The organism is Kitasatospora cathayae, assembly GCF_027627435.1.
GTDB lineage: Bacteria > Actinomycetota > Actinomycetes > Streptomycetales > Streptomycetaceae > Kitasatospora > Kitasatospora cathayae.
In genome coordinates this window covers 5,116,007-5,132,072 of record NZ_CP115450.1, presented here as the reverse complement: position 1 = coordinate 5,132,072, position 16,066 = coordinate 5,116,007, and the positions used below count along the sequence as shown (strand labels likewise).

The following is a 16,066-nucleotide window of genomic DNA, read 5'->3' as shown; positions in this document are numbered from 1 at the left end:
CGGGCCCGCAACACACCTAGAGGTGTCAGGCCTGCTCGGCGGCCTCGGCCTCGTCGGCCTTGGTCTCGACGGCGGCGGCGGCCTCGTCGGCCTCCTTGACGGCACGCTTGGTGGCGGCCTCGGCCTCGCCGACGGCGGTCTGCGCGACGGTCAGCGCCTCGACCAGCTCGATCACGGCCATCGGGGCGTTGTCGCCACGACGGGGACCGATCTTGGTGATGCGGGTGTAGCCACCCGGGCGGTTCTCGTAGCGCGGCGCGATCTCGGTGAAGAGGGTGTGCAGCACCGACACGTCGGTGATGGTCTTGCGCACCAGGCGACGGTTGTGGATGTCGCCCTTCTTCGCCTTGGTGATCAGCTTCTCCGCCAGCGGGCGCAGGCGGCGGGCCTTGGCCTCGGTGGTGGTGATGCGGCCGTACTGGAACAGCTCACGGGCCAGACCGGCGAGCAGCAGCGGCTCGTGGTGCGGGCCACCGCCCAGACGGGCACCCTTGGTGGGACGCGGCATGGAATTACTCCTCGAATCTCCGACTGCGGCCGTACCAGGTACCGCAGCGGGCGTACGGGCACTGTGCCCGTACGGCTTTCATGACGACGGGGGCGGTTCCGGGGAACCGCCCCCGCGGTCAAGTCTCTCAGTACTGCTCGGTCTCCGCGTAACCCGCGTCGTCCAGGTCGTCGGCGCCGAAGGCGTCGGCGGCGGCGGTCGGGTCGAATCCGGGCGGGCTGTCCTTGAGGGCCAGGCCCATGCCGGCCAGCTTCGCCTTGACCTCGTCGATCGACTTCGCACCGAAGTTGCGGATGTCGAGCAGGTCGGCCTCGGAGCGGGCGACGAGCTCACCCACGGTGTGGATGCCCTCGCGCTTGAGGCAGTTGTAGGAGCGGACGGTGAGCTCCAGCTCCTCGATCGGCAGCGCCAGGTCGGCGGCCAGGGCGGCGTCCGTCGGGGACGGGCCCATGTCGATGCCCTCGGCGTCGATGTTCAGCTCGCGGGCGAGGCCGAACAGCTCCACCAGGGTCTTGCCGGCCGAGGCCATGGCGTCGCGCGGACGCATGGCGGGCTTGGTCTCGACGTCGACGATCAGCTTGTCGAAGTCGGTCCGCTGCTCGACACGGGTGGCCTCGACCTTGTAGGTGACCTTCAGCACGGGGCTGTAGATCGAGTCGACCGGGATGCGGCCGATCTCCTGGCCGGAGGCCTTGTTCTGGACGGCGGAGACGTAGCCGCGACCGCGCTCGACGGTCAGCTCCATCTCCAGCTTGCCCTTGCCGTTGAGGGTGGCGAGGACCAGCTCGGGGTTGTGCACCTCGACACCCGCCGGCGGGGCGATGTCGGCGGCGGTGACGACACCCGGGCCCTGCTTGCGCAGGTACATCACGACCGGCTCGTCGTGCTCCGAGGAGACGACCAGCTGCTTGATGTTGAGGATGAGGTCGGTCACGTCCTCCTTGACGCCCGGCACGGTGGTGAACTCGTGCAGGACGCCGTCGATGCGGATGCTGGTGACAGCGGCACCCGGGATCGACGACAGGAGCGTGCGGCGCAGGGAGTTGCCGAGGGTGTAGCCGAAGCCCGGCTCCAGCGGCTCGATCACGAACCGGGAGCGGAACTCGTCGACGACCTCTTCGGTCAGCGAGGGACGCTGAGCGATAAGCATGGGGTTTCGATCCTCCAGTCTTCGGCGCCCACTATTTGACGCCGAACGAATGGCCATGAGGCGGTGGCCTCATGCCAAGCGTACGGGCTCCTGCAAAAAACAGGAGCCCGTACGAGGTTTAAAGCAGGACCCGCGTGCCCGAAGGCGCTGCGTCAGACGCGGCGGCGCTTCGGCGGACGGCAGCCGTTGTGCGGGGTGGGGGTGACGTCCTGGATCGAGCCGACCTCGAGGCCGGTGGCCTGGAGCGAACGGATCGCGGTCTCGCGGCCGGAGCCCGGACCCTTCACGAAGACGTCAACCTTGCGCATGCCGTGCTCCTGCGCGCGACGGGCAGCGGCCTCGGCGGCCATCTGCGCGGCGAACGGGGTGGACTTGCGCGAGCCCTTGAAGCCGACGTGGCCGGCGGAGGCCCAGGAGATCACGTTGCCCGACGGGTCGGTGATCGAAACGATCGTGTTGTTGAACGTGCTCTTGATGTGCGCGTGGCCGTGAGCGACGTTCTTCTTTTCCTTGCGGCGGATCTTCTTCGCGCCGGCAGCCTGACGACCCTTGGGGGGCATAAGTCTGTTCTCCTACTGAGGTGGTCGGTCCGCTGACCCGCGGGCCGGAGGGATGTCCGGTTACGGGACGGACTACTTCTTGCCCGGCTTCTTCTTACCGGCGATCGCGCGACGCGGGCCCTTGCGGGTACGCGCGTTGGTGTGGGTGCGCTGGCCGCGGACCGGCAGGCCACGGCGGTGACGCAGACCCTCGTAGCAGCCGATCTCGACCTTGCGGCGGATGTCGGCGGCCACCTCACGGCGGAGGTCACCCTCGACCGTGTAGTTGGCGTCGATGTACTGGCTCAGCTTGACCAGGTCTTCCTCGGAGATGTCGCGAACGCGGACATCCGGGTTGACGCCGGTCTCGGCGAGGGTCTGCTGGGCGCGGGTACGGCCGATGCCGTACACGTAGGTGAGGGCGATCTCGATCCGCTTCTCACGGGGGAGATCAACGCCGGCGAGGCGTGCCATTCAAGGCTCCTGTGGTTCTTCAGAGGTCTGGCGTGCCACCTACTCCGACACCTCACGGTGAGGGAGCCCCGGCCTCTGAGCCGGGGGCGGCAGTCCGCCCCGGACGGGACGGATCGGGTGACCCGCTTATGACGTTTTCGCGTCGCGCGAAGTACTACGAGAAATGCTGGGGAGAGATCAGCCCTGGCGCTGCTTGTGGCGCAGGTTGTCGCAGATCACCATGACCCGGCCGTGGCGGCGGATCACCTTGCACTTGTCGCAGATCTTCTTGACGCTCGGCTTGACCTTCATGTTTCAGGTTCTCCGGGTCTAGATCTGACGTTCTTACTTGTAGCGGTAGACGATCCGGCCGCGCGTGAGGTCGTAGGGGCTGAGCTCCACGACGACCCGGTCGTCCGGCAGGATGCGGATGTAGTGCATGCGCATCTTGCCACTGATGTGCGCGAGGACCTTGTGACCGTTCTGCAGCTCGACCTTGAACATCGCGTTCGGAAGAGACTCGATCACGGTGCCCTCGATCTCAATGGCGCCTTGCTTCTTAGCCATGAACTGCGAGATCCACCTTCCGGGACCGGCTACCGTATGCGGAACGCTCGTGCGAACCTGGGTTCACCCCAGCCCCGAGGGGAAGAGGGCGTGCTGAAGCACGCTACGAGTGAGCCGACGGTCCATCCTACGCCAGCGCGCCCCACGCTCCAAAACGGGGGCACCCGAAGGAGTCCGCCGTCACACCCGTGGCCTCAGGCCCCGGTGGAGACGGTCAGCGGCTCGACGTGGGCGGTGCAGGCCGAGCAGCGGCGGGCGGCCTCGGGGATCTCGGTCAGGCACTCGGGGCAGGGACGCTTCGCGGCCTTCGGCTTCTTCGGCAGGTACCGGGCGGTGGCCTTGGTGACCGGCAGAACGACGCAGAAGTAGAGCACCGCGGCGGTCATGAAGAACGCGATCAGCACGTTCAGGAACTGGCCGTACGGGAAGGTGACGTGGGCGATCGTCGCCTTGTACGAGCTGAAGTCGCCGGCCGCGCCGATCACCACGCCCACCAGCGGAGTGAGGAAGGCGGACACGAAGCCGGACACCACCGCGGTGAACGCGGCGCCGATGACCACACCGACCGCCATGTCGACGACGTTGCCGCGCATCATGAAGTCGCGGAATCCCTTGAGCACGTGCTCTCTCCTGCTCGCTCGTAAGCCAGTAGCTGCCACTGCCAGCCGTTAAAAAAATAGGACAAAAGCCCTGGAGGTCCAAACCTCCAGGGCTCTGATCCCTTGTCAGGAGCGGCAGTCGGCCGCCGTGGCGCCTAGGCCAGCGGGTCCGGAGCCGCGGTGATGCCCAGCTTGGCCAGTTCGGCCTTGCCGCCGTCGAAGGCGGTCAGCACCAGCGGGCCCTGCTCGGTGACGGCCACCGAGTGCTCCCAGTGCGAGGCCCAGGTGCCGTCGTTGGTGACGACCGTCCAGTCGTCCTCCAGCACGGTGGTGTGCGGGGTGCCCAGCGAGACCATCGGCTCGATCGCCAGCACGGTGCCGGGGACGAGCTTCGGGCCCTTGCCGCGGCCGCGCTCGACGTAGTTCAGCACGTGCGGCTCCATGTGCATCGCGGTGCCGATGCCGTGGCCGCCGTAGCCCTCGGTGATGCCCCACTTGCCCTTGGGCGGCAGCGGCTGGCGGCGGATGTAGCCCTCGATCGCCTTGGAGACGTCCACCAGGCGGTTGTTCTTCTTCATCTGCGCGATGCCGGCCCACATCGAGCCCTCGGTGACCCGGCTCAGCATCTCGACCTCCGGGCGGACCTCGCCGACCGCCACGGTGATCGCCGAGTCGCCGTGCCAGCCGTCCAGGATGGCGCCGCAGTCGATCGAGATCAGGTCGCCCTCCTGCAGCACCCGGTCACCGGGGATGCCGTGCACGACCTCGTTGTTCACCGAGGCGCAGATCACCCCGGGGAACCACAGGCCGCCGTGGTGGGCCCGGAAGTTCGAGGTGGCGCCGTGGTCGGTGATCACCTTGTCGGCGATGTCGTTGAGCTCCTGGGTGGTCACCCCGGGAGCGACCGCCTCGCGGCAGGCCTTCAGCGCCTCGGCGACGACCAGCCCGGCCGCTCGCATCTTCGCGATCTGCTCGGGGGTCTTGATCTCCACCATCAGGGTCACGCCTTCCAAGTCCGGATTGCCACTGCCTACCACCGTACGACGCCGAAACGGCCGGGCCGCCCGCTCAGGGGCGACCCGGCCGTTCACGCGTACCTCGCTGAGGGACCTCAGCCGTTCTGCTTCAGCGCCTCGATCGCGCGCTGGGTGACCTCGTCCACCTTGCCCAGGGCCGGGATGGTCTCCACCAGGCCCTGCTGGGCGTAGTAGTCGATGATCGGCTCGGTCTCCGTGTGGTAGACCTCGAGGCGGGTGCGCACCTTCTCCTCGGTGTCGTCCGAGCGCTGGTACAGCTCGCCGCCGCACTCGTCGCAGACGCCCTCGACCTTCGGCGGGTTGTAGTCCACGTGGAAGACGTGGCCCCCGTCGTTGCGGCACAGGCGGCGGCCGGCGATCCGGCGGACGACCTCGTCCTCGGGGACCTCGAGGTCCAGGACGCCGTCCAGCTCGATGCCCTGCTCGGCGAGGAACTCGTCCAGCGCCTTGGCCTGACCCAGGTTGCGGGGGAAGCCGTCGAGCAGGAAGCCGTTGGCGGCATCGGCCTGGAGCATGCGGTCCTTGGCCATCCCGATGGTGACCTCATCCGGCACCAGGCGACCCGCGTCCATGTAGCTCTTGGCCTCGAGCCCCAGCGGGGTGCCCTGACCGATGTTGGCGCGGAACAGGTCGCCGGTGGAGATGTGGGGGATGGACAGGGTCTTGGCGAGCAGGTGCGCCTGAGTACCCTTCCCGGCCCCGGGAGGACCAACGAGGACGATACGCATCAGCGGAGGAACCCTTCGTAATTGCGCTGCTGGAGCTGGCTCTCGATCTGCTTCACAGTTTCGAGTCCGACGCCGACGACGATGAGCACGCTGGTGCCGCCGAACGGGAAGTTTGTCTGCTGTCCGAAGGCGACCAGGGCGATCATCGGGATCAACGCGATCAGGCCCAGGTAGAGCGAACCCGGCCACGTGATTCGGGTCAGCACGTAGTTCAGGTACTCGGCCGTCGGCCGACCGGCCCGGATGCCCGGGATGAAGCCACCATACTTCTTCATGTTGTCGGCAACTTCTTCGGGGTTGAAGGAGATGGCGACGTAGAAGAAGGCGAAGAAGACGATCAGCAGGAAGTAGGTGGCCATGTAGATCGGGTGGTCACCCTTGACGAAGTTCTGCTTGATCCACACCGCCCAGCCCGCCTGGCTGTTGGTCAGCTGAACCACCAGGGCCGGGATGTACAGCAGCGACGAGGCGAAGATGACCGGGATGACACCGGCCTGGTTCACCTTGAGCGGGATGTAGGTCGAGGTGCCGCCGAACGCCCGGCGGCCGATCATCCGCTTCGCGTACTGGACCGGGATCCGGCGCTGGGCCTGCTCGACGAAGATGACCAGCATCACAACGATGACGCCGACCGCGACCACGGACAGGAACTCGACCCAGCCGCCGCCGATGGTGCCGGACTGCTTGATGGCCCACATCGAGGACGGGAACTGCGCGGCGATCGAGGTGAAGATCAGCAGCGACATGCCGTTGCCGATGCCGCGGTCGGTGATCAGCTCGCCCAGCCACATGATGACCGTGGTGCCGGCCGTCATCGTGATGACCATGGTGGCGATCCGGAACACCGAGGTGTCCGGCACGATCTGGTTGGCCAGCGGGCAGCCCGAGAACAGCGCACCGCTGGAGGCCGTCGCCACGATGCCGGTGCCCTGGAGCACGGCGAGCGCGATGGTCAGGTAGCGGGTGTACTGGGTGATCTTCGCCTGGCCGGCCTGCCCCTCCTTCTTCAGCGCCTCCAGTCGCGGGATCACGACGGTGAGGAGCTGGAGGATGATGCTCGCCGTGATGTACGGCATGATGCCGAGGGCGAAGATCGTCAGCTGGAGGAGCGCGCCACCGCTGAACAGGTTGACGAGTCCGAAGAGGCCGTTGTTCTTGGTCTCCTTCACGCACTCGTTCACGGCCGTGAAGCTCACGCCCGGGATCGGAATGTGCGAGCCCAGCCGGAACAGCACCATGATGCCCAGCGTGAACAGCAGCTTCTTGCGCAGGTCGGGCGTCTGGAACGCCCGCGCGAACGCACTGAGCACGGTGCCTCCTGCGCCTCCCGCGCGTCGTCGGCGGGAGGGTCGGTCCTGGAATGGGGAGTTTGCGGTTCGGGCTCCCGTACAGACGGCACAGGCGAGCCTACGCGCAGCCTACAAGGGAACTCCACGGACTCTAACAGTGCGCGGCCACTCGAAAGAAGCGCGTACGGCCGCTCCCCCACTCACGGGGGTACGGGATGCCCGGTTTTGCCACACAAAAGAACGAGGGCCGGCGCCGCCCGATTTCGGCCCCGGAGTGAAAGGGCCGGTAAAAGCACGAGCCCCGCACCTCCCGGAGGAGGTGCGGGGCTCGAAGCCGGTTGTCGGCGGGTTCAGCGGGCTCAGACGAGCTCGGTGACCGTACCGCCGGCGGCCTTGATCTTCTCGGCGGCCGAGCCGGAGACGGCGTCGACCGTCACCTGCAGCGCAACCGAGACCTCGCCGGTGCCGAGCACCTTGACGAGGGAGTTCTTCCGAACCGCGCCCTTGGCGACCAGGTCCTCGACCGTGACCTCGCCACCCTGCGGGTAGAGCTCGGCCAGCTTGTCGAGGTTGACGACCTGGAACGTGATCTTGAACGGGTTCTTGAAGCCCTTCAGCTTCGGCAGACGCATGTGGAGCGGCATCTGGCCACCCTCGAAGCGCTGCGGAACCTGGTAGCGGGCCTTGGTGCCCTTGGTACCACGACCGGCGGTCTTACCCTTGGAGCCCTCACCACGACCCACGCGGATCTTGTCGGTCTTGGCACCCGGGGCGGGACGCAGGTTGTGGATCTTGATCGGGTTGTCGCCCATGATCAGTCCACCTCCTCAACCGTCACCAGGTGACGGACCGTGTGGGCCATCCCGCGGATCTCGGGACGGTCCTCCTTCACCACGACGTCGTGCAGACGCTTGAGACCAAGCGAGCGCAGGGTGTCACGGTGGTTCTGCTTGCTGCCGATGTACGACTTGGTCTGCGTGATCTTCAGGCGAGCCATCAGGCGCTCACCCCAGCAGCACGAGCCCGCAGCAGGGCGGCGGGAGCCACGTCCTCCAGCGGCAGGCCACGGCGGGCGGCGATCTCCTCGGGGCGGACGAGGCCCTTCAGAGCGGCCACGGTGGCGTGCACGATGTTGATCGCGTTGTCCGAGCCGAGCGACTTCGACAGGATGTCGTGGATGCCGGCGCACTCCAGGACGGCGCGCACCGGACCACCGGCGATAACACCGGTACCGGGGGCGGCGGGCTTCAGCAGCACGACGCCGGCGGCCTTCTCACCCTGAACCGGGTGCGGGATGGTGCCCTGGATACGGGGGACGCGGAAGAAGTTCTTCTTGGCCTCCTCAACGCCCTTGGCGATGGCGGCCGGAACCTCCTTCGCCTTGCCGTAACCGACACCCACGGTGCCCTCGCCATCGCCCACCACGACGAGCGCGGTGAAGCTGAAGCGACGGCCACCCTTGACAACCTTGGCGACACGGTTGATCGCGACGACGCGCTCGACGTAAGCGGTCTTCTCGACGGCCTGGGCGTTGCCCTGACCGTCACGCTTACGGTCGCGCCGCTCGCCACCCGTGCCGCGACCGGCGCCGCCTTCGCGGCGCTGGGGTCCAGCCATTGGAATTACCTCTCTCGTTTACGTCCGTCGACAGAGTCGACGAGCGGCTTAGAAGTCGAGCCCGGCCTCGCGGGCCGCGTCCGCCAGGGCGGCGATGCGGCCGGCGTACCGGTTGCCCGCGCGGTCGAAGACGACCGACTCGATGCCGGCGGCCTTGGCGCGCTCGGCGACCAGGCTCCCGACCTTCTTGGCCAGCTCGGTCTTGTCGCCCTCGGTGCCCTTGATGGACACGTCGAGGGTGGACGCCGACGCCAGGGTGTGACCCTTGGCGTCGTCGATGACCTGGGCGACCATGTGACGGTTCGAGCGCGTCACGACGAGACGCGGACGCACCTCGGTGCCGACGACGCGCTTGCGAACGCGGATCGCGCGGCGCTTGCGAGCGGCGCTCTTGTAGGCGTTGCCCTTGCCGATCTTGACAGAGACGCTCATCGCTTACTTACCACTCTTTCCGACCTTGCGGCGGATGACCTCGCCCGCGTACTTGACGCCCTTGGCCTTGTACGGGTCGGGCTTGCGCAGCTTGCGGATGTTCGCGGCGATCTCGCCGACCTTCTGCTTGTCGATGCCGTCCACGTGGAACTTGGTGGGCGACTCGACGACGAAGGAGATGCCCTCCGGCGCGGTGATCAGGATCGGGTGGCTGTAGCCCAGCGCGAACTCCATGTCGGAGCCCTTCGCCGTGACTCGGTAGCCGACACCGCTGATCTCCAGCGACTTGCGGTAGCCCGCGGTCACGCCGGTGATCATGTTCGCCACCAGCGTGCGGGTCAGGCCGTGCAGGGCCTTCGAGCGACGCTCGTCGTTCGGGCGGGTGACGAGCACGGTGCCGTCCTCGCCCTTGCCGATCTCGATCGGCTCAGCGACGACGTGGGTGAGGGAACCCTTGGGGCCCTTCACCGAGACCGTCTGGCCATCGATGGTGACGTCCACGCCAGCGGGGACCTGGATGGGCAGCCGTCCAATACGCGACATTGCTGTACCTCCGTTTCCCGAATTACCAGACGTAGGCGAGAACTTCTCCGCCTACGCCCTTCTTGGCGGCCTGCTTGTCGGTCAGGAGGCCGGACGACGTGGAGATGATCGCCACGCCCAGGCCGCCGAGCACCTTCGGCAGGTTGGTGGACTTTGCGTAAACACGCAGACCCGGCTTGCTGATGCGCTTGATGCCGGCGATGGAGCGCTCACGGTTGGGACCGAACTTGAGCTCGATGGTCAGCTTCTTGCCGACCTCGCCCTCAGCGGGCTCCTCAACCTTGTAGGAGGAGATGTAACCCTCCTGCTGCAGGATCTCGGCGACGTGCGCCTTGATCTTGCTCGACGGCATCGCGACAGAGTCGTGGTACGCCGAGTTCGCGTTACGCAGACGCGTGAGCATGTCTGCGATGGGGTCGGTCATGGTCATGATGGCCTCAGGCCTCTCTCGCCGTGGTTTCTCCGCGCCAGGTCCCCCTGCCGCACTCTTCCGAGTTCGCCAGGGGCACAAGCGCAGGGGACCTGCGACGTAGTAAGACTGGGTGCGAGCCCTCCCGAAGAAGGGCCACGGACGTCCATGGGGAAGCCGTGGCAGGGGGCCCGACCCCACTACCTTACGGGAATCCGTACGGCAGGCCCAAAACGGGCCGGTGTGGGATCGGGCACCTCTGCGTCGCTAGCTGTGCCTAGGGCTCTTGGATTACCAGGAGCTCTTGGTCACGCCCGGCAGCTCGCCGCGGTGCGCCATCTCACGGAGGCAGACACGGCAGAGGCCGAACTTGCGGTACACCGAGTGCGGACGGCCGCAGCGCTGGCACCGGGTGTAGGCCCGGACGCCGAACTTCGGCTTGCGCTCGGACTTCGCGATGAGGGACTTCTTCGCCATTGGCTCACGCCTCCTTGAACGGGAAGCCCAGAGCGCGCAGCAGCGCCCGGCCCTCGTCGTCGGTCTGAGCGGTGGTCACGACGGTGATGTCCATACCGCGCTGACGGTCGACCTTGTCCTGGTCGATCTCGTGGAACATAACCTGCTCGGTCAGACCGAAGGTGTAGTTGCCACGGCCGTCGAACTGCTTCGGGGAGAGACCACGGAAGTCACGGATTCGCGGCAGGGCCAGCGAAACCAGACGGTCCAGGAACTCCCACATGCGGTCACCACGGAGGGTGACGTGGGTGCCGATCGGCTGGCCCTCGCGCAGCTTGAACTGCGCGATGGACTTGCGAGCCTTGGTCACGGCCGGCTTCTGACCGGTGATCGCGGTCAGGTCGCGGATCGCGCCCTCGATCAGCTTGCTGTCACGGGCGGCCTCGCCGACACCCATGTTGACCACGACCTTGACCAGGCCGGGGATCAGCATGACGTTCTCGTACGAGAACTGCTCCTGCAGCTGGCCCTTGATCTCGGAGTTGTAACGCTCCTTGAGGCGGGGGGCCACCTTCTCAACAGTCGTCTCAGACATCAGATGTCCTCACCGGTCCGCTTGGCAACGCGGATCTTGTTGCCCTGGTCGTCGAAGCGGTAGCCGACGCGGGTGACGACCTTCTTGCCGTCCTTCTCCACGACCAGCTGGACGTTGGAGACGTGCACCGGGGCCTCGACGGTCACGATGCCACCCTGGGTACCCGGACCCGGCTTGGTGTGCTTCTTGACCCGGTTGACACCCTCGACCAGGACCTTGTTCTCGGCCGGCAGGGCCTGGATGACCTTGCCCTGCTTGCCCTTGTCCTTGCCGGTGATGACCTGGACCAGGTCACCCTTCTTGATCTTCATGCTGTTCGCCATGGGTTAGAGCACCTCCGGCGCCAGCGAGATGATCTTCATGAACTTCTTGTCGCGCAGCTCGCGGCCGACCGGGCCGAAGATGCGGGTGCCACGGGGGTCACCCTCGGTGTTCTTCAGCACGACGGCGGCGTTCTCGTCGAAGCGGATGTACGAGCCATCCGGACGACGGCGCTCCTTGACGGTGCGGACGACGACGCACTTGACGACGTCACCCTTCTTCACCGAACCACCGGGGATCGCGTCCTTGACGGTCGCGACGATGACGTCCCCGATTCCGGCGTAGCGGCGACCGGAGCCACCGAGAACACGGATGCAAAGGATCTCCTTGGCACCAGTGTTGTCGGCAACACGCAGTCGCGACTCCTGCTGGATCACAGCTTTCTCCTGATCGTCAACGAGAGTCGACGGGCCGGCCGCTGCTCACACCGGCGTCCTGGGACCCGGTGCACATACGGCCGTACCTCATCGGCTTCGTTACTTGGCCTTCTCGAGGATCTCGACGACGCGCCAGCGCTTCGTCGCGGACAGCGGGCGGGTCTCCGCGAGGAGGACCCGGTCGCCCACGCCGCACGCGTTCTGCTCGTCGTGCGCCTTCAGCTTGTTCGTACGGCGGATGACCTTGCCGTACAGAGCGTGCTTGACGCGGTCCTCGACGGCGACGACGACGGTCTTGTCCATCTTGTCGCTGACGACGAGACCCTCACGGGTCTTGCGGAAACCGCGCGTCTCGTTGGTGTTCTCAGTCATCAGGCGTTCTCCACCGTCTCGATGCCCAGCTCGCGCTCGCGCATCAGGGTGTAGATCCGCGCGATGTCCTTGCGGACGAGCTTGAGCCGTCCGTGGTTGTCGAGCTGCCCGGTCGCCGCCTGGAAGCGGAGGTTGAACAGCTCCTCCTTGGCCTCGCGCAGCTTGGCAACGAGACCCTCGTTGTCCAGCGAGCGAAGCTCAGCAGCCTTGGTAGCGGCCGACATCAGCTCTCACCGTCCTCGCGCCGGACGATCCGGCACTTCATCGGCAGCTTGTGCGCGGCGCGGGTGAGCGCCTCGCGAGCAACCTTCTCGTTCGGGTACGACAGCTCGAACATGACCCGACCCGGGTGCACGTTCGCGATCCACCACTCCGGCGAACCCTTACCGGAACCCATGCGGGTCTCGGCCGGCTTCTTGGTGAGCGGGCGGTCCGGGTAGATGTTGATCCAGACCTTGCCGCCACGACGGATGTGACGGGTGATCGCGATACGAGCGGACTCGATCTGACGGTTCGTCACGTAGGCCGGGGTCACGGCCTGGATGCCGAACTGGCCGAACGCCAGCTCGGTGCCACCCTTGGAAGCGCCGCGACGCTTCGGGTGGTGCTGCTTGCGGTGCTTGACCCGACGGGGGATCAGCATTGGGGTCAGGCCTCCGTTCCGGTGTTCTCAGCAGCCGGAGCCTCGACGGCCTGGGCCGCGGGGGCCTCGGCAGCGGCGGGACGACGGCCACGGCCACCGCGCTCGCCACCACGGCGCTCGCCACCGCGGGCGGGACGACCACCCTCGGGACGGGCCGGGCGGTTGCCCGAGCGGGCAGCGGCGTTCTCAGCGCGGACCTCGGCGATGTTCTTGACGTCGCCCTTGTAGATCCAGACCTTCACGCCGATGCGGCCGAAGGTGGTCTTGGCCTCGAAGAAGCCGTAGTCGACGTTCGCACGCAGGGTGTGCAGCGGCACGCGACCCTCGCGGTAGAACTCCGAACGGCTCATCTCGGCGCCGCCGAGACGACCGGAGCACTGGACCTTGATGCCCTTGGCGCCGGACTTCATGGTGCCCTGCATCGACTTGCGCATGGCACGACGGAAGGAGACGCGGGAGGACAGCTGCTCCGCGACGCCCTGAGCCACGAGCTGGGCGTCCAGCTCGGGGTTCTTGACCTCGAGGATGTTCAGCTGGACCTGCTTGCCGGTCAGCTTCTCGAGGTCGCCGCGGATGCGGTCGGCCTCGGTGCCACGGCGACCGATGACGATGCCGGGGCGGGCGGTGTGGATGTCGACGCGGACGCGGTCGCGGGTGCGCTCGATCTCGACCTTGGAGATGCCGGCGCGCTCCATGCCCTTCGTCATCATGCGACGAATGGCGACGTCTTCCTTGACGTAGTCCTTGTACAGCTTGTCGGCGTACCAGCGGGACTTGAAGTCCGTGCTGATGCCGAGGCGGAACCCGTGCGGGTTAACCTTCTGGCCCATTACCGGGTCCCTTCCTTGCTGCTGACGACCACGGTGATGTGGCTGGTCCGCTTGCGGATCCGGTAGGCACGGCCCTGGGCACGCGGACGGAACCGCTTCAGGGTCGGACCCTCGTCAACGTACGCCTCGGAGATGTAGAGGTCGTCCACGTTGGAGTGGTTGTAGTTGTGCGCGGCGTTGGCGATGGCGCTGTCGAGCACCTTGCCGACCGGCACGGTGGCGGCCTGCGGAGCGAAACGCAGGACGGCCTGGGCCTCCGTGGCATTCATGCCACGGATGAGGTCCACCACGCGGCGGGCCTTCATGGGCGTCACGCGGATGTACCGCGCCTGAGCCCTGGCTTCCATGGTTGTCCCCTTAATGGAGTAAGTCATTGAGTCGTTCTGGCGCTGAAGCTCAGCCCTGTGGCCGGGGCCACAGACGGGCTAGTTAGCGGCGCTTCGACTTCCGGTCTTCCTTCACGTGACCACGGAAGGTGCGGGTCGGAGCGAACTCGCCGAGCTTGTGGCCGACCATCGACTCGGTGACGAACACCGGGACGTGCTTGCGGCCATCGTGGACCGCGATCGTGTGACCGAGCATGCTCGGCGAGATCACGGAACGACGGGACCAGGTCTTGATGACGTTCTGGGTACCCGCCTCGTTCTGAGCGTCCACCTTCTTGATGAGGTGGCCGTCGATGAAGGGGCCCTTCTTGAGACTGCGCGGCATCTGACCTGCTCCTAGCGCTTCTTGTTGGTCTTGCGGCGGCGCACGATGAGCTTGTCCGACGCCTTGTTCGGGCGACGGGTACGGCCCTCGGGCTTACCCCACGGCGAGACCGGGTGGCGACCACCGGAGGTCTTACCCTCACCACCACCGTGCGGGTGGTCGATCGGGTTCATGGCGACACCACGCACGGTCGGGCGGACGCCCTTCCAGCGCATGCGGCCGGCCTTGCCCCAGTTGATGTTCGACTGCTCGGCGTTGCCGACCTCGCCGACGGTGGCGCGGCAGCGCGCGTCGACCAGGCGGATCTCACCGGAGGGCATGCGCAGGTGCGCCATCTTGCCCTCACGCGCCAGCAGCTGGATGCCGGAACCGGCGGAGCGGGCCAGCTTGGCACCGCCACCGGGACGCAGCTCCACCGCGTGGATGGTGGTACCGACCGGGATGTTGCGCAGCGGCAGGTTGTTGCCCGGCTTGATGTCGGCGCCAGCGCCGTTCTCGATCCGGTCACCCTGCGTGATGCCGCGCGGAGCGATGATGTAGCGCTTCTCGCCGTCCGCGTAGTGCAGGAGCGCGATGCGCGCGGTGCGGTTCGGGTCGTACTCGATGTGCGCGACCTTGGCCGGCACGCCGTCCTTGTCGTGACGACGGAAGTCGATCACGCGGTAGGCGCGCTTGTGACCGCCACCCTGGTGGCGAGCGGTGACACGACCGGCGTTGTTGCGGCCGCCCTTGCTGTGCAGGGGGCGAACCAGCGACTTCTCCGGGGTGGACCGCGTGATTTCTACGAAGTCGGCCACGCTGGAGCCGCGACGGCCCGGCGTGGTCGGCTTGTACTTGCGGATGCCCATTTGGCTCTCTCGTCCTCGTCCTAATCGACGATCACGATCTCCTGGTTCAGGAGACCGGACCACCGAAGATGTCGATGCGGTTGCCCTCGGCCAGCGTCACGATGGCGCGCTTGGTGTCCTTGCGCTTGCCAAAGCCCGTCTTGGAGCGCTTGCGCTTGCCCTGACGGTTGATCGTGTTGACAGCCTCGACCTTGACCGAGAAAACCGCCTCGACGGCCTGCTTGATCTGGGTCTTGTTGGCGCCCGGCGACACGATGAACGTGTACTTGTTCTCGTCGAGGAGCGAGTAGCTCTTCTCCGAGATGACCGGCTTCACCAGGACGTCACGGGGGTCCGTGAACGTCTTGCTCGTAACGTCGCTCATCAGGCGGCGCTCCCTTCGAGCTCGCCCTCAGCGGCAACGGCCTTGGCGGACGCGGCCGGACCGGCCACGAAACGCTCGAAGGCGGCCTGGGTGAAGACCACATCGTCGGAGACGAGCACGTCGTAGGTGTTCAGCTGACCGGCGTCCAGGATGTGGACGTTCGGCAGGTTGCGAGCGGACTTGAGGCCCAGCTCGTCCGAACGCTCGACGACCAGGAGGACGTTCTTGCGGTCGGTGATCTTGCCGAACAGGCCCTTGGCGGCCTTGGTCGACGGCGCCTCGGTCGCGGTCACGCCGGTGACGACGTGAATGCGGTTGTGGCGGGCCCGGTCGGTGAGCGCACCGCGCAGGGCGGCGGCGATCATCTTCTTCGGGGTCCGCTGCGAGTAGTCGCGCGGCACGGGACCGTGCACGACGCCACCGCCGGCGAACTGCGGCGCACGGGTCGAGCCCTGACGGGCGCGGCCGGTGCCCTTCTGGCGGTACGGCTTCTTGCCGCCACCGCGGACCTCGCCGCGAGTCTTGGTCTTGTGGGTGCCCTGACGGGCCGCAGCGAGCTGCGCCACGACGACCTGGTGCATCAGCGGAACGCTGACCTTCGCGTCGAAGATCTCGGCCGGCAGCTCGATGCTGCCGGTCTTGTCGCCAGCCGGCGACAGGATGTCAATGGTGCTCATT

At 66.8% G+C, this 16,066-nt stretch carries 29 protein-coding genes; all 29 read right to left on the bottom strand.

From position 1 onward, the window contains the following. Positions 1-25: 25 nt before the first annotated feature. A complete protein-coding gene (rplQ, locus tag O1G21_RS22975; protein ID WP_270146480.1) occupies positions 26-508 on the bottom strand; it encodes a 50S ribosomal protein L17 in 483 nt (160 codons plus the stop codon). A gap of 127 nt (positions 509-635) precedes the next feature. Next, on the bottom strand, positions 636-1,658 hold the full coding sequence (locus O1G21_RS22970) for a DNA-directed RNA polymerase subunit alpha (protein WP_030055844.1): 1,023 nt from the start codon (positions 1,656-1,658) through the stop codon (positions 636-638). Positions 1,659-1,810: 152 nt separating this feature from the next. Continuing rightward, on the bottom strand, positions 1,811-2,218 hold the full coding sequence (rpsK, locus tag O1G21_RS22965; protein WP_014136257.1) for a 30S ribosomal protein S11: 408 nt from the start codon (positions 2,216-2,218) through the stop codon (positions 1,811-1,813). 72 nt (positions 2,219-2,290) lie between these two features. Continuing rightward, positions 2,291-2,671, bottom strand: a complete 381-nt coding sequence (gene rpsM, locus O1G21_RS22960) for a 30S ribosomal protein S13 (protein WP_097237495.1) — start codon at positions 2,669-2,671, stop codon at positions 2,291-2,293. 177 nt (positions 2,672-2,848) lie between these two features. Then, complete coding sequence (rpmJ, locus tag O1G21_RS22955) at positions 2,849-2,962, bottom strand: 50S ribosomal protein L36 (RefSeq protein WP_003956441.1); 114 nt, start codon at positions 2,960-2,962, stop codon at positions 2,849-2,851. A 33-nt stretch (positions 2,963-2,995) separates the two neighbouring features. Then, entirely contained in the window at positions 2,996-3,217 is a 222-nt protein-coding gene (infA, locus tag O1G21_RS22950) for a translation initiation factor IF-1 (protein ID WP_003956442.1), read from the bottom strand. A gap of 194 nt (positions 3,218-3,411) precedes the next feature. Beyond that, positions 3,412-3,837, bottom strand: a complete 426-nt coding sequence (mscL, locus tag O1G21_RS22945) for a large conductance mechanosensitive channel protein MscL (RefSeq protein ID WP_270146479.1) — start codon at positions 3,835-3,837, stop codon at positions 3,412-3,414. 134 nt (positions 3,838-3,971) lie between these two features. Then, on the bottom strand, positions 3,972-4,811 hold the full coding sequence (gene map / locus O1G21_RS22940; protein ID WP_270151187.1) for a type I methionyl aminopeptidase: 840 nt from the start codon (positions 4,809-4,811) through the stop codon (positions 3,972-3,974). Positions 4,812-4,927: 116 nt separating this feature from the next. Then, on the bottom strand, positions 4,928-5,581 hold the full coding sequence (locus O1G21_RS22935) for an adenylate kinase (protein WP_270146478.1): 654 nt from the start codon (positions 5,579-5,581) through the stop codon (positions 4,928-4,930). Then, complete coding sequence (secY, locus tag O1G21_RS22930) at positions 5,581-6,891, bottom strand: preprotein translocase subunit SecY (RefSeq protein WP_270146477.1); 1,311 nt, start codon at positions 6,889-6,891, stop codon at positions 5,581-5,583. Before secY ends, O1G21_RS22935 begins: the two co-directional genes overlap by 1 nt. A gap of 338 nt (positions 6,892-7,229) precedes the next feature. After that, positions 7,230-7,682 (bottom strand): 50S ribosomal protein L15, encoded by a 453-nt coding sequence (gene rplO, locus O1G21_RS22925; RefSeq protein ID WP_030280790.1) that lies wholly within the window; start codon positions 7,680-7,682, stop codon positions 7,230-7,232. 2 nt (positions 7,683-7,684) lie between these two features. Continuing rightward, a complete protein-coding gene (gene rpmD / locus O1G21_RS22920; protein ID WP_109451325.1) occupies positions 7,685-7,867 on the bottom strand; it encodes a 50S ribosomal protein L30 in 183 nt (60 codons plus the stop codon). Further along, positions 7,867-8,487, bottom strand: a complete 621-nt coding sequence (gene rpsE / locus O1G21_RS22915; RefSeq protein ID WP_207810342.1) for a 30S ribosomal protein S5 — start codon at positions 8,485-8,487, stop codon at positions 7,867-7,869. The genes rpmD and rpsE overlap by 1 nt, the downstream gene beginning before the upstream one ends. A gap of 48 nt (positions 8,488-8,535) precedes the next feature. After that, entirely contained in the window at positions 8,536-8,919 is a 384-nt protein-coding gene (rplR, locus tag O1G21_RS22910) for a 50S ribosomal protein L18 (protein WP_031063032.1), read from the bottom strand. 3 nt (positions 8,920-8,922) lie between these two features. Continuing rightward, complete coding sequence (gene rplF, locus O1G21_RS22905; RefSeq protein WP_270146476.1) at positions 8,923-9,462, bottom strand: 50S ribosomal protein L6; 540 nt, start codon at positions 9,460-9,462, stop codon at positions 8,923-8,925. A 22-nt stretch (positions 9,463-9,484) separates the two neighbouring features. Continuing rightward, complete coding sequence (rpsH, locus tag O1G21_RS22900) at positions 9,485-9,892, bottom strand: 30S ribosomal protein S8 (RefSeq protein WP_207810340.1); 408 nt, start codon at positions 9,890-9,892, stop codon at positions 9,485-9,487. A 270-nt stretch (positions 9,893-10,162) separates the two neighbouring features. Next, entirely contained in the window at positions 10,163-10,348 is a 186-nt protein-coding gene (locus O1G21_RS22895; protein WP_030055830.1) for a type Z 30S ribosomal protein S14, read from the bottom strand. A gap of 4 nt (positions 10,349-10,352) precedes the next feature. Next, on the bottom strand, positions 10,353-10,922 hold the full coding sequence (rplE, locus tag O1G21_RS22890; RefSeq protein WP_030280779.1) for a 50S ribosomal protein L5: 570 nt from the start codon (positions 10,920-10,922) through the stop codon (positions 10,353-10,355). Next, positions 10,922-11,233 (bottom strand): 50S ribosomal protein L24, encoded by a 312-nt coding sequence (rplX, locus tag O1G21_RS22885; RefSeq protein WP_270151185.1) that lies wholly within the window; start codon positions 11,231-11,233, stop codon positions 10,922-10,924. The genes rplE and rplX overlap by 1 nt, the downstream gene beginning before the upstream one ends. A 15-nt stretch (positions 11,234-11,248) precedes the next feature. Then, positions 11,249-11,620 carry a 50S ribosomal protein L14 gene (gene rplN / locus O1G21_RS22880; RefSeq protein WP_030232481.1) on the bottom strand — a complete coding sequence of 124 codons (372 nt, stop codon included), beginning with the start codon at positions 11,618-11,620 and terminating at the stop codon, positions 11,249-11,251. 99 nt (positions 11,621-11,719) lie between these two features. Then, entirely contained in the window at positions 11,720-11,992 is a 273-nt protein-coding gene (gene rpsQ, locus O1G21_RS22875; protein ID WP_030280777.1) for a 30S ribosomal protein S17, read from the bottom strand. Next, positions 11,992-12,216 carry a 50S ribosomal protein L29 gene (gene rpmC / locus O1G21_RS22870; protein ID WP_030232478.1) on the bottom strand — a complete coding sequence of 75 codons (225 nt, stop codon included), beginning with the start codon at positions 12,214-12,216 and terminating at the stop codon, positions 11,992-11,994. Before rpmC ends, rpsQ begins: the two co-directional genes overlap by 1 nt. Further along, positions 12,216-12,635, bottom strand: coding sequence for a 50S ribosomal protein L16 (rplP, locus tag O1G21_RS22865; RefSeq protein WP_030300385.1), 420 nt, complete (start codon positions 12,633-12,635; stop codon positions 12,216-12,218). Before rplP ends, rpmC begins: the two co-directional genes overlap by 1 nt. A gap of 5 nt (positions 12,636-12,640) precedes the next feature. After that, on the bottom strand, positions 12,641-13,465 hold the full coding sequence (gene rpsC / locus O1G21_RS22860; protein WP_270146475.1) for a 30S ribosomal protein S3: 825 nt from the start codon (positions 13,463-13,465) through the stop codon (positions 12,641-12,643). Next, on the bottom strand, positions 13,465-13,812 hold the full coding sequence (gene rplV, locus O1G21_RS22855; RefSeq protein WP_030280773.1) for a 50S ribosomal protein L22: 348 nt from the start codon (positions 13,810-13,812) through the stop codon (positions 13,465-13,467). Before rplV ends, rpsC begins: the two co-directional genes overlap by 1 nt. Positions 13,813-13,894: 82 nt before the next feature. After that, a complete protein-coding gene (gene rpsS / locus O1G21_RS22850; protein ID WP_030280772.1) occupies positions 13,895-14,176 on the bottom strand; it encodes a 30S ribosomal protein S19 in 282 nt (93 codons plus the stop codon). 11 nt (positions 14,177-14,187) lie between these two features. Continuing rightward, positions 14,188-15,024, bottom strand: coding sequence for a 50S ribosomal protein L2 (gene rplB, locus O1G21_RS22845; RefSeq protein WP_207810337.1), 837 nt, complete (start codon positions 15,022-15,024; stop codon positions 14,188-14,190). A 46-nt stretch (positions 15,025-15,070) separates the two neighbouring features. Continuing rightward, positions 15,071-15,388, bottom strand: coding sequence for a 50S ribosomal protein L23 (rplW, locus tag O1G21_RS22840; RefSeq protein ID WP_030280768.1), 318 nt, complete (start codon positions 15,386-15,388; stop codon positions 15,071-15,073). After that, the gene (rplD, locus tag O1G21_RS22835; protein WP_270146474.1) at positions 15,388-16,065 is read right to left on the bottom strand and encodes a 50S ribosomal protein L4; all 678 of its coding nucleotides are present in this window, start codon (positions 16,063-16,065) and stop codon (positions 15,388-15,390) included. Before rplD ends, rplW begins: the two co-directional genes overlap by 1 nt. Position 16,066 lies beyond the last annotated feature (1 nt).

Excerpts from the sequence above, each read along its gene's own strand:
- rplQ (WP_270146480.1), bottom strand. The coding sequence starts at position 508 with ATGCCGCGTCCCACCAAGGGTGCCCGTCTGGGCGGTGGCCCGCACCAC.
- O1G21_RS22970 (WP_030055844.1), bottom strand. The coding sequence starts at position 1,658 with ATGCTTATCGCTCAGCGTCCCTCGCTGACCGAAGAGGTCGTCGACGAG.
- rpsK (WP_014136257.1), bottom strand. The coding sequence starts at position 2,218 with ATGCCCCCCAAGGGTCGTCAGGCTGCCGGCGCGAAGAAGATCCGCCGC.
- rpsM (WP_097237495.1), bottom strand. The coding sequence starts at position 2,671 with ATGGCACGCCTCGCCGGCGTTGATCTCCCCCGTGAGAAGCGGATCGAG.
- rpmJ (WP_003956441.1), bottom strand. The coding sequence starts at position 2,962 with ATGAAGGTCAAGCCGAGCGTCAAGAAGATCTGCGACAAGTGCAAGGTG.
- infA (WP_003956442.1), bottom strand. The coding sequence starts at position 3,217 with ATGGCTAAGAAGCAAGGCGCCATTGAGATCGAGGGCACCGTGATCGAG.
- map (WP_270151187.1), bottom strand. The coding sequence starts at position 4,811 with ATGGTGGAGATCAAGACCCCCGAGCAGATCGCGAAGATGCGAGCGGCC.
- O1G21_RS22935 (WP_270146478.1), bottom strand. The coding sequence starts at position 5,581 with ATGCGTATCGTCCTCGTTGGTCCTCCCGGGGCCGGGAAGGGTACTCAG.
- rplO (WP_030280790.1), bottom strand. The coding sequence starts at position 7,682 with ATGGGCGACAACCCGATCAAGATCCACAACCTGCGTCCCGCCCCGGGT.
- rpmD (WP_109451325.1), bottom strand. The coding sequence starts at position 7,867 with ATGGCTCGCCTGAAGATCACGCAGACCAAGTCGTACATCGGCAGCAAG.
- rpsE (WP_207810342.1), bottom strand. The coding sequence starts at position 8,487 with ATGGCTGGACCCCAGCGCCGCGAAGGCGGCGCCGGTCGCGGCACGGGT.
- rplR (WP_031063032.1), bottom strand. The coding sequence starts at position 8,919 with ATGAGCGTCTCTGTCAAGATCGGCAAGGGCAACGCCTACAAGAGCGCC.
- rplF (WP_270146476.1), bottom strand. The coding sequence starts at position 9,462 with ATGTCGCGTATTGGACGGCTGCCCATCCAGGTCCCCGCTGGCGTGGAC.
- rpsH (WP_207810340.1), bottom strand. The coding sequence starts at position 9,892 with ATGACCATGACCGACCCCATCGCAGACATGCTCACGCGTCTGCGTAAC.
- O1G21_RS22895 (WP_030055830.1), bottom strand. The coding sequence starts at position 10,348 with ATGGCGAAGAAGTCCCTCATCGCGAAGTCCGAGCGCAAGCCGAAGTTC.
- rplE (WP_030280779.1), bottom strand. The coding sequence starts at position 10,922 with ATGTCTGAGACGACTGTTGAGAAGGTGGCCCCCCGCCTCAAGGAGCGT.
- rplX (WP_270151185.1), bottom strand. The coding sequence starts at position 11,233 with ATGAAGATCAAGAAGGGTGACCTGGTCCAGGTCATCACCGGCAAGGAC.
- rpsQ (WP_030280777.1), bottom strand. The coding sequence starts at position 11,992 with ATGACTGAGAACACCAACGAGACGCGCGGTTTCCGCAAGACCCGTGAG.
- rpmC (WP_030232478.1), bottom strand. The coding sequence starts at position 12,216 with ATGTCGGCCGCTACCAAGGCTGCTGAGCTTCGCTCGCTGGACAACGAG.
- rplP (WP_030300385.1), bottom strand. The coding sequence starts at position 12,635 with ATGCTGATCCCCCGTCGGGTCAAGCACCGCAAGCAGCACCACCCGAAG.
- rpsC (WP_270146475.1), bottom strand. The coding sequence starts at position 13,465 with ATGGGCCAGAAGGTTAACCCGCACGGGTTCCGCCTCGGCATCAGCACG.
- rplV (WP_030280773.1), bottom strand. The coding sequence starts at position 13,812 with ATGGAAGCCAGGGCTCAGGCGCGGTACATCCGCGTGACGCCCATGAAG.
- rpsS (WP_030280772.1), bottom strand. The coding sequence starts at position 14,176 with ATGCCGCGCAGTCTCAAGAAGGGCCCCTTCATCGACGGCCACCTCATC.
- rplB (WP_207810337.1), bottom strand. The coding sequence starts at position 15,024 with ATGGGCATCCGCAAGTACAAGCCGACCACGCCGGGCCGTCGCGGCTCC.
- rplW (WP_030280768.1), bottom strand. The coding sequence starts at position 15,388 with ATGAGCGACGTTACGAGCAAGACGTTCACGGACCCCCGTGACGTCCTG.
- rplD (WP_270146474.1), bottom strand. The coding sequence starts at position 16,065 with ATGAGCACCATTGACATCCTGTCGCCGGCTGGCGACAAGACCGGCAGC.